Annotated in this window: 6 protein-coding genes and 2 pseudogenes; all 8 read right to left on the bottom strand. The window is 39.5% G+C overall.

Annotated elements, in window-relative coordinates:
• A pseudogene (locus L2764_RS23915) lies at nt 1–754 on the bottom strand (DUF6444 domain-containing protein); the annotation flags it as partial.
• 627 nt (nt 755–1381) lie between these two features.
• The gene (locus tag L2764_RS23910) at nt 1382–3304 is read right to left on the bottom strand and encodes a bifunctional diguanylate cyclase/phosphodiesterase (protein ID WP_248942884.1); all 1923 of its coding nucleotides are present in this window, start codon (nt 3302–3304) and stop codon (nt 1382–1384) included.
• A complete protein-coding gene (locus tag L2764_RS23905) occupies nt 3301–3984 on the bottom strand; it encodes a transglutaminase-like cysteine peptidase (RefSeq protein ID WP_248942883.1) in 684 nt (227 codons plus the stop codon). Before L2764_RS23905 ends, L2764_RS23910 begins: the two co-directional genes overlap by 4 nt.
• Before the next feature lie 29 nt (nt 3985–4013).
• Nucleotides 4014–4607 carry an OmpA family protein gene (locus tag L2764_RS23900; RefSeq protein WP_248942882.1) on the bottom strand — a complete coding sequence of 198 codons (594 nt, stop codon included), beginning with the start codon at nt 4605–4607 and terminating at the stop codon, nt 4014–4016.
• Nucleotides 4604–5989, bottom strand: coding sequence for a TolC family outer membrane protein (locus tag L2764_RS23895; protein WP_248942881.1), 1386 nt, complete (start codon nt 5987–5989; stop codon nt 4604–4606). The genes L2764_RS23900 and L2764_RS23895 overlap by 4 nt, the downstream gene beginning before the upstream one ends.
• A 71-nt stretch (nt 5990–6060) precedes the next feature.
• Entirely contained in the window at nt 6061–7443 is a 1383-nt protein-coding gene (locus L2764_RS23890; protein WP_248942880.1) for an HlyD family type I secretion periplasmic adaptor subunit, read from the bottom strand.
• A gap of 111 nt (nt 7444–7554) precedes the next feature.
• Nucleotides 7555–9762 (bottom strand): type I secretion system permease/ATPase, encoded by a 2208-nt coding sequence (locus tag L2764_RS23885; RefSeq protein ID WP_248942879.1) that lies wholly within the window; start codon nt 9760–9762, stop codon nt 7555–7557.
• A 107-nt stretch (nt 9763–9869) separates the two neighbouring features.
• Nucleotides 9870–10052, bottom strand: a pseudogene (locus L2764_RS23880) (IS30-like element ISVsa7 family transposase); the annotation flags it as partial.

Raw genomic sequence — 10052 nt, 5'->3', positions numbered from 1 at the left:
TTACGAAAATACTTCACCTGTTGGAATACGGCATCCTTACTCGATAATAACCAGACCCAGCGGGTATGCTGCTCTCCATTGCGGTTGTGCGTCGTCTCATCAACATGCACTAGGGGCACTTTTTTTATGTGTTGATGCAAGGCTTGGTGTGTCGGCGTCAGCATGCTACTGACTCGTCCTTGCGCCTCAGAAATAAGGCCCGTAGAGAAATGAGTCCCATATTGGTCTTGCAATAAACGTTGAATTTTACGTACGCTCAGGTGATACAAGCCACTGAGCACGGCCACATAACTGAGCAATCTTGGCCCCATTTGGCCGCTAGATGCGCCTTTAGGCAAGACGCCTTTGCTCACGGTATTGCATTGCTGGCAACGTCCATGAAATAACTGATACTCAGTGATATCAAGTTTAGGCTCAGGTAATTCAAACACTTGATGACGATAGCTTGGAGACTGATTACTCGTCACTTGGCCACCACAATCAGCACAACATGGATCCGGTAAGCAAGTGACTTGCTCATCGGTTGCGCTGAGTTCAGCTAGTGGTCTTTTATGCCCCGTATGTCCAGGTTGAGCGCCAACCTTATTTCCACTACGAGGCGTTTGAGCTTTTTTCGCTCAGCCTTATCCGCTGGGGAGTCTGAGGATGGTGATTTAGATGAATTGCAAGAATTGAGTGCAAGCCTGTCTTCATATTCACGTAGCTTTTGCCAAAGCTCACGGATAAACAGGTTGGCTTCGCTGATATTATCAATCGAAGGGGGCTCTTGCTCGAATTATTTTTTCTTTTTCATGTCAGCATGATGACACCAAAAAACGATCGTTCAAGTGGTCATTGCGATCTTAATAAGATCGCGGTATTTATTGTCAATAGGGGGCTGGTGAACGGTTACAAGTGCTCCTTCATAAATAGTGAGTTTGAAGGTATAAATCCTTTACCTAACGCTTATATTTGAGATTAGCGTGATCTACAAGATTAAAAAATATTAATTTGTATCTGAATGTTTGTTAAATTAACATTTGGTGTTTTTTTTATGTGTAAATTGTTTGATTGATATGAGTGGTTAATAGAGTTTTTATGATTTAAAATAATAAATTATTGTTTGTTTACAATGTACTTGGCGAGTGATGTAGGTGTGGGGTGATGATGATCTGTTGAAGAGGAAATAGCAAATTCATGATTATTATTAATATGTTATTTTTATGTTATTGCCATCATTTGGTGCAGTTGTAGATGGTTTCATTAAGTCATTATTAAGCTTTAAATGAGTAAAAGTTAATAAATAGACGTTGATTTTTGTTTGATCAGTTTCACAGCGTTTTTGGAATACGCTGTGATTGAGCCATAATAGTTTTTTAGGGATTTATTTGTATTTAAATCTTTAAAAAACTACATCCGTAGGAGGTGAGATAAAGCCCATATAATACTGAATATTAAGAGATTTAAAGTAATTAAGTTGTTCTGTATTTTGAATGCCTGTCGCGATGACATCGATATTGAGTTCACCTGCAATATTCACAAGTGCGCGCCTGAGCTCCATATTATGTTGATTGTCATCATTAACAGTGAATGACTGATCCAATTTTACATATTGAGGTCTTAATTTTTGGAGATAAGACATGGATCCGAATTGACGGCCAAAATGATCAATACCGAAGCATGCATCATTATTGCTTATGATATTACAAAGGGTTTGGCAAGTCTCAAAATTACTGTATACCGCCGCTTCGGGAATATCAAAAATAGCTTTTTTACCCCATTTAGCATTTTTCAAGAATGTATTGAGCCATTGATGAAAATCCGTATTATTCAAACTTTGGTGGGTTAAGTTGATGACGATGGGTTCTTCATTTAGGATCAGAAGTTGCTTTTGTATTAAGGTTTCAAGTAAACATTTATCGAGCATTGAGCCTAAAGACAGTTGCTCAATATAGGGCATGAATTGACCTGCTTGGATGATATTATTATCGAGGGTTAGTTGGCAAAAAAGCTCTTTTTGAAAGACTTCATGAGTGTTTCTTACCTGTATAGGTTGCAATCTGAATGTGAACTTTTTGTTTTCAATGGCTGAAATTAAATTTTCACGCCATTGTACTTGGGTAAAAAGGATTTGTTCGTGAGACTCATACCAGTAAAATATTTTATTATTGCTGATGGCACTTTGTAAGGCGTTATCGGCTTGGGCGAGGATATCTGATACATTCATTTGTCCGCTTCTTTCGGCAATACCGATGGCGAACTTTTCGTTAGCGGTATAACCCGCTTTAGATATTTCTTGGTTTATCGTTCTGATTAATGTTTGCAAATATTTATTCACTACATCACGTTCTATATCAGTAACAAGAAAAGCAAATTCATACGCGGCAATACGTGCAATAACAGAGGGAGATAGTGTGTTCAATTGCTGCTGTATTTCTTGTGCTAATAGCCGTATGGTTTGATCGCGTACTTGATAACCGTGTTGACTGTGTACATCGGCTAACCAGTCCATTTTGACCATAAATAAAGTGCCGCTACTGGTTTCACTTAACCAACTATTTAAGCGACTGACTAAATATTGTCTATTGGGGATCCTTGAGACTTCATCGACTAAATTGGTCCTTCTTAAAGCGGATATTTCATCATTTAAGGAAGAGAATACTTTTTTCAGTTGTGCGGACATTAAATTGAAAGCTTGTACCACTTCTTTCAATTCTGTGGTTTTGGGTAATTCCATCTTAGGGTCAAACTGTCTTTTGGCGATATTTTTTGCATATATTGAAAGGTTATTTAATGGTTTTAATAACCAAATCAAACTAATTCTGGCAACAATGAGGGCAAACAAAAATAGGATAAAGATCGTAATCACTAAATTGGACATACTTTTCCATAGCTCATTGTACCCCATGCCAGGATGCGCAGTAATTTCAAGTTGGGCGAGTTGAGTCCAACCTGATGTGATGATGGTTTCTTTGGTGATGGGAGAAAATAAGTTAAGTGAGATGAACCAATTGGGTACATCTTCTATTTCTAAGGGATTACTCCACGTTTCTTTTTCACCTCCAACTAACCAAGTAAGGGTAATTTGTTGGTAATAGCCCCCATCAAAAAGCGTTTCGATCAATGCTTTAACGGCTTCAGGATTGCCAGCTTCTAATTCAGGGACTAACATGAGGCCAAGTGAGGTACTGGTATTATTGAGATCGGATGCCATTTGTTGCGTCAGAAAGGTTTTGGTTGCATGAAATTGGAAATAACTGATGCTGATGATGATGATCAAAAATAAGGCTAATAATAAAGAATAGATTTGTCGAAATAGTGTCATAACGACTCCAAATTGAGTATTGGTATATTGAGTTTGTCTACACCTAAACGATCTTGTAAATCATTCCACAGGGTTAATTGATTTGATGAGCCTGCGAGTACACCTTGGGCTTTTTTCTTGTTGAGCCATAATTGTCTACCATTAAAACTATAGACTGGGATGAGGTCGGGTCGTTGGCTGGCTCTTTTAACATCTAAATCTAAATTATCGAGGACGAAAGGGACTGATGAGGGCTGTTCATAATAAGTCAGTACCATGTGATTTTGGCTCAGTTTAGGGGCTCTCACCATGGCGATTCTTAATTTATCTTCTGCGACACCCAGCTGCAATAAAGTGAAATATTTGGCAATGGAAAAGTCCTCACAGTCACCCGCACCAACTCCTATAAATTCCATTGGACTCGCCCAATAGTTATGATGTCCCCAAAGTTTCATATCGGGGATGTAGGAGTATTTGTTAAAAAAAACATTCACTTTTAACAGCTTACCTTTTTCATCTAATCCTCTCGCTTGGTCTAATAGCCTAAACCAAAGAATGACGCGTTGCTTAGCATTAGGCCCGTAATGGGCTGCTAATGCTTGGGTTATTTTTGGTACATTTAGCTGCTTTACTTTGGCATAACTATTTATACCAAGAAGCAGTAATAGCAGCATAAATGTAATGGTTTTACTTATTTTCATTCATTAAGGTCATTCAATGACAATAAAGCTTATTTAGCATCTTCATCGACACTGTAAATATGCCAGTCCATATCGGTTGCTTTTTGATTATTACTGATATCAATGACCACACGGCGATTAACGGCTGCCGCGGGATGAGCTGGATTGATGGGACGATCATAACCATATCCAATACTGGATAAACGTTTAGGATCAATACCATATTTAGTCGAAAGTAATGTACTCACTGCAGCAGCTCTATTTTTTGATAATGTCAGGTTATGCTCATAATCGCCGGTTTTACTCGTATGGCCTTCAATAGAGACAGTTGCTGTTGGGTAAGCTTTCATTAAGTTAGCAACCGCTTCAACTTCAGAGTAAAAAACCAGTGGAATAGTCGATGAATTATTAGCGAATTGGATATTAATTTCTTCGCGTTGATGGATAAGCTCAACAATTGGGCAGCCATAATTATCTACGGTTGCACCTAATGGGGTATCTTTACAGCGATCGCGCTCTGCGATAACACCATCGAGATCATAATCATTAAGATCATAAACTTGAATTGTGGGTTGATCCATCGTATCGATACTGGAACAAGCCGATAGTAATCCAAGAATGAGGGGGTAAGCTAATTTTTTCATTGGTAACTTCCTTGTACATATTCAGCATCACCAAGCCACACTTCAGGACGAGTGACACGTAATGAGCCGAGTAACTGACCTGTTGCATTTAATAGGCGATATTGGGACATTATTTCTGCATATTCAGCGGTTAAATAGTCTTTTCTGGCTTCAAATAATTCATTTTCAGTATCGAGTAAATCGAGTAAGGTACGTTGACCTAAATTAAATTGTTGACGATAAGCGAGTTGTGTTTCTTTGGCGGCGATAACATGTTCTTTGATAAACATTTTCTGAGGTGTTAATAGCTCATAAGCATTCCAAGCCAAGCTTAAACCTTCAACAATTTGACGTTCGGCTCTTTGTCTAATTTCTTTTGATTCACTCAAGCTGTAAGCCGCTTTTCTTTCGGTGGCGAGATCTTTACCACCGGCAAATAAATTGTATTTCACTCTGATCATACCAACGAGTTCATTGTAATAGCCTTGTACCCCGTTTATGTCTCCGTTGACACCATCAAGGTTATTATCCCAACTGCCATCAAATTCAAAAGTGAATTTTGGGTAGTAACCTGATTTGGCAGATTCTTTTTGTGATTCAGCAGCTTGTATATCTTTTGTGGCAGACTTTAATATAGGGTGCATCTCTTGCGCCATGATGACACCTGCAACAAGATCTATGGGAAGCATATCAGCATCAGGGACGGGCACAATTAAGCCTTCAGGAGGGAGCTCTACAATGCGAATGTATTCAGATTTTGCATCGTAAAAATTATTTATTGCCGAAATAACGTTTGCATTCGCACGGGCAAGGCGGCCTGTAATTTGAGATAAATCAGCCGTTGAGGCTAAGCCTGAATCGGTTCTTTGCCTTATTTGGTCATAGATATTTTGGTGAGTAATGAGATTTTTTTCTGCTAAAGTGAGCACTTGTTCAGATTGAATATAATTGATGTAAACTTGGCTTGTATCTAATGCCATATCTTCAGCCGCAGCAAATAACGCCCATTGCTCAGCGCTGGCTTCAAAACGCGTTCTATCAACTTCGCTGGTGGTATAAAAACCATCGAAAATGATTTGCTGTATACTAACGCCAAATTCACCTCGATCCAGATCTAAATAATCTTCTGAATTACCAAGACTTCGAGTGGCTGGACTATTGGTTCTTTCAAAACCATATCCGCCAGTAACATCAAGGGTTGGCATAAATCCAGCTTCGGCCTGTTTGACCACTTCTTGGCTGGCTTTAAATTGATTAAAGACAATGCGAATATTCGGATTACTTTCTAAGGTATGCGCGACAGCTTGCTCTAAGGTTTGGCTATATGATGTAGATATAAAGAAACTGCTAACGGCCAGAGCAATGATGCTTGGTGTTAATCTTATTATTGAGCTATTTTTCATAGGGGTCCCTCCAATGTTTTGCTATCAGTTTTATCCAACTTAAGATATTGCTATAAAAATTATTTTTTATTTCAGCGCTCCCTTAGGGCAGTGTCTTTTGCTCGCAGTATGGGGTTAAGTATGTACTCCAAAATGGATCTTTGCCCAGTAATTACATCAACAGTGGTTAACATACCAGGAATAATGGGCATTGAAGTCCCATCATCTTTGGTGAGGCTAGATAGCTTCGTTCTAATAATGGCTAAATAAAAGCTATTTCCTTCTTCATCTTGAGTCGTATCAGCACTGATATGTTCAACGGTCCCTTTTAGCCCACCATATCGGGTAAAGTCATAAGCGGTAATTTTGACTATAGCGGGTAAACCGGGATGTAAAAAAGCAATGTCTTTGGGTAATATTTTTGTTTCTATTAATAATTGGTCGTCTGTAGGTACAATTTCAATGATATTTTCTCCCGGTTTAACAACCCCTCCTAGAGTATTGATATTCACTGTTTTAATCGTGCCATTAACAGGAGATATGATTTCTGCTTTACTGACTTTATCTTGAGTGCCAACTTGAGCTTCATTGATACGCAATCGTTTTGTTTGTAAGTCATTCAGCTCTTCTCGAGTATCGGCAATATAACTATAAGTATGTTCACGACGGATAAGAATAGCCTCATCGAGAATGGATTTCACTTTAGGGCGAAGAATACGCAAGGTTGATAATTCACCTTGAATATCATTGACGGTACGTTGTAATTTGAGTAATTCGACTTCGGGAACGATACCTTTTTGAGCTAATGGCCTGGTAAGATCTAATTCTCTACTCACTAGCTGAAAGCTTTTTGTAAGCGTTTTAATTTTAGAGGCTAATTCTTGTATTTCTTGTTGGCGTTGTTGAATCTTTCGAGTTTCAATCTCTAAATGATTACTTAATTGATCGAGCCTATTTTTATATTCTTTGCGTTGCCTATTGACCATATTAGAATGGCTTTTAATCATGTTTTCTGGAAAAATTAATGGCTCGGGAGTGATTTTAATTTGCTCTCGCCAATCGGTGGCAAGATCGGCAATATTAATGCTATTTAATTCTGCCCTCAATCTGATGGTATCGGCTTGTAGACTAGAGACTTCTTGTTCTTGTTGCGCTAAGTCTGAACGAAACCGTGTTGCATCAATTCGAGCTAGTGCTTGTCCTTTTCTCACCATCATGCCTTCTTTGACATGCATTTCGAGCAGAACTCCACCATCTAAGCTTTGTATTAGTTGAATTTGAGAAGAGGGGATAACCTTACCGCTACCCGTTGTGACTTGATCTATTTTTGAAAAGTAAGCCCAAATAAAGAAACAGACAAACAATGCACTTAACGCCCAAATGATTAATTTATGGCTTGTGGGGGCTTCGGTCATCATGGCGCCATATACATCATCGACCATGTCTAAATCTTTAGATTGAATATGCTTGTTCATGATGCGATCTCAATAATAAGGGCAAAAAAAGACACAACAAGCCTGATGGAAGAAAATACAACCGCTTTGGCGGAAAAAGAACCATAAAAATAATGATATATACGAATGGCATTATTGATCATGAGCCTGCCCCGCATTAAGCGTGCCTGCATTGAGCTTTTCAAGCACCTGTTTTTTACCGCCATCAGCAATGATCCGACCATTATCCAGGATGATTATGCGATCAACTAATTTTAAAAGATGCATTTTGTGAGTGATTAAAATTAAGGTTCTATCTTTGGTGACATGTTCCATGGCACTGAGAAATTGTTTTTCGGCTCGCGCATCTAGGCTGGTTGTAGGCTCATCCATTAATAATACCGGAGGATCATTTAAGGTGGCTCGTGCTAATGCGACGATTTGGCGCTGGCCTCTTGATAAGGTAAGCCCCCCTTCACCGACTTGCTGATCTAATCCCTGTGATTCGATATCAGTAAATAGATTCACGCCTGAGAGTTGTACCGCTCGTATTAATTGATGCTCGGTGACTTGTCGAGTGCCAAAGAGAATATTATCTCTGATAGAGCCGTGAAAGAGGGTGACATCTTGAGGTAAATAGCCAAAATTACGTCTGAGATCGCTAGGGTGAATTTGTGCAGAATCTAAACCATCATAGCGTAAACTTCCCTTGGTAGGCTTATAAAGTCCAATGAGGAGTTTCGCTAAGGTACTCTTGCCTGAACCATTGCGGCCGATAATAGCAACCCGCTCTCCAGGTTTTATCGTTAAAGATAACGGATATAAGGTCGGTTTTTCTGATTCAGGATAATTAAAGCTAATGTTATGAGCATCTAATTGCCCCATAATCCTTAAGCGACTCACTAAGTGGCCTTTATTTTCAAATTCATCTTCTTGAGTCATGATTTCATTGAGTTGGCGTAGTGCATTGGTAGTATGATTGCCTCGAGTCATTAACCCTGCCAGTTGCGCCATTGGGGATATTGCACGACTCGATAACATGACGGCGGCAATAATCCCCCCCATTGATATGGCATTATCGGCAACCCGATATACCCCTAAGATGACGACACAAATTACCGAGAATTGCACAATAAAAGTGGCGACATTGGTCACCGATGTGGTTATTTTTTTTGATTTTAATTGCCAATTAGCTGTGTGGCCAATCATCTGTTGCCAGCTTTTTTGAACAATACCTTCAGCGCCGCTGGATTTGATAGACTCTAGTGAGGCTAAAGATTCGATAAGGTGGCCATGTTTTAGGCTGAGATATTTATTACTTTCTTCAATCGCCGCCTTTAATCGAGATTGTATCGCCAAGGTGTAACCTATAATGATGACACTGCCGATGAGTGGAATTAAGGCTAAGTCGCCAGCCACAATATAAATGACAATGATAAAGAAGATGGCAAAAGGCAGATCGACGAGCGCAGTAATGGTTGCAGAGGTTAAAAAATCACGAATACTGTCAAATTCACTCACTTGTTTCGCCATGGCACCAATACTGGGGGAACGTTTTTCTAGAGGGATCCCTATCGCTTTTGCAAAAATTTGTGATGATACGATGATATCAGTTTTTTTACCTGCAATATCAATTAGGTGGCATCTTAATTGCCGCATGATAAAATCAAATAGATACGCAATGCCAGCGCCAATAGCCAGCACCCACAGCGAGGTAAAAGCAAGGTTTGGGACCACTTTATCATACACATTCATGATAAAAAGCGGTGAGACTAACGCGAAGATATTCACCAGTACCGATGCGATTAAGGCATCTCGATAAATGGGGGCAGAATCTTTTAATGTTTGGATTAACCAATGAGAACGGGTTTCATGTAAATGCAAATTAAAGCTTTTATCACCACGATATTCTTGTTTTATCAGAAAAACATAGCCAACATATAACGTTTCCAACTCTTCAATACTAATCGATTCTTTTCCTCCTGTTTCAGGAAGTTGGATAATGGCCTTATCTTGCTCGGTGTCAAGATCTCTGAGTAAACAGGCTTTGTGATTTTTAAGTAATAAAATACAAGGAAGTAAAATAGAGGGGATTTGATCGAGCCCTTTACGGGCCAACTTTGCCGATAAGCCCGCTCTGGCAGCAGCTTGAGGAAATAATTCGGGGGTTAACACACTACTTGAAAGCGGTAGTCCAGCCGTCATTGAGTCACAGGAACAAGGAGTGCCGAAGTACTCGGTCATTAACACTAAGCTGTCGAGTAATGGATCTTGGGTGACTCTTTGAGAGGCTGAAATGGTCCATTGCTCTGCGGCGTTTTGAATCGGTGTTCCTTCTGGGCGTGCAGTCGTGTCAGGCACTGAATGGTTTCCCTTGATCATCCTTCCCGTGTGGAAAGTATTGGTCAAAATAAGCCAATTCGCCAGTTACAGGATAAATTCCACCTGACTCAGATAGGTGGGGGAGCCTAGATCTCAGCAATAAGCGACACACGTTTACCTGTTAAAAACTCATAAGGACTGAGAAAGTTTAACGCCTCTCTTGGCCTCATGTTAATTAAAAATTCAGCATTGGCTATCTCCTGCTCATTAAGTGAACCTATTTTCATTCCTTTAGGAAAAAATCGCCTTAATAAGCCATTCGTATTTTC

Source organism: Shewanella surugensis (genome assembly GCF_023284005.1).
In the GTDB taxonomy this organism is placed as follows: domain Bacteria; phylum Pseudomonadota; class Gammaproteobacteria; order Enterobacterales; family Shewanellaceae; genus Shewanella; species Shewanella surugensis.
This window is presented reverse-complemented; position numbering and strand designations above follow the sequence as displayed.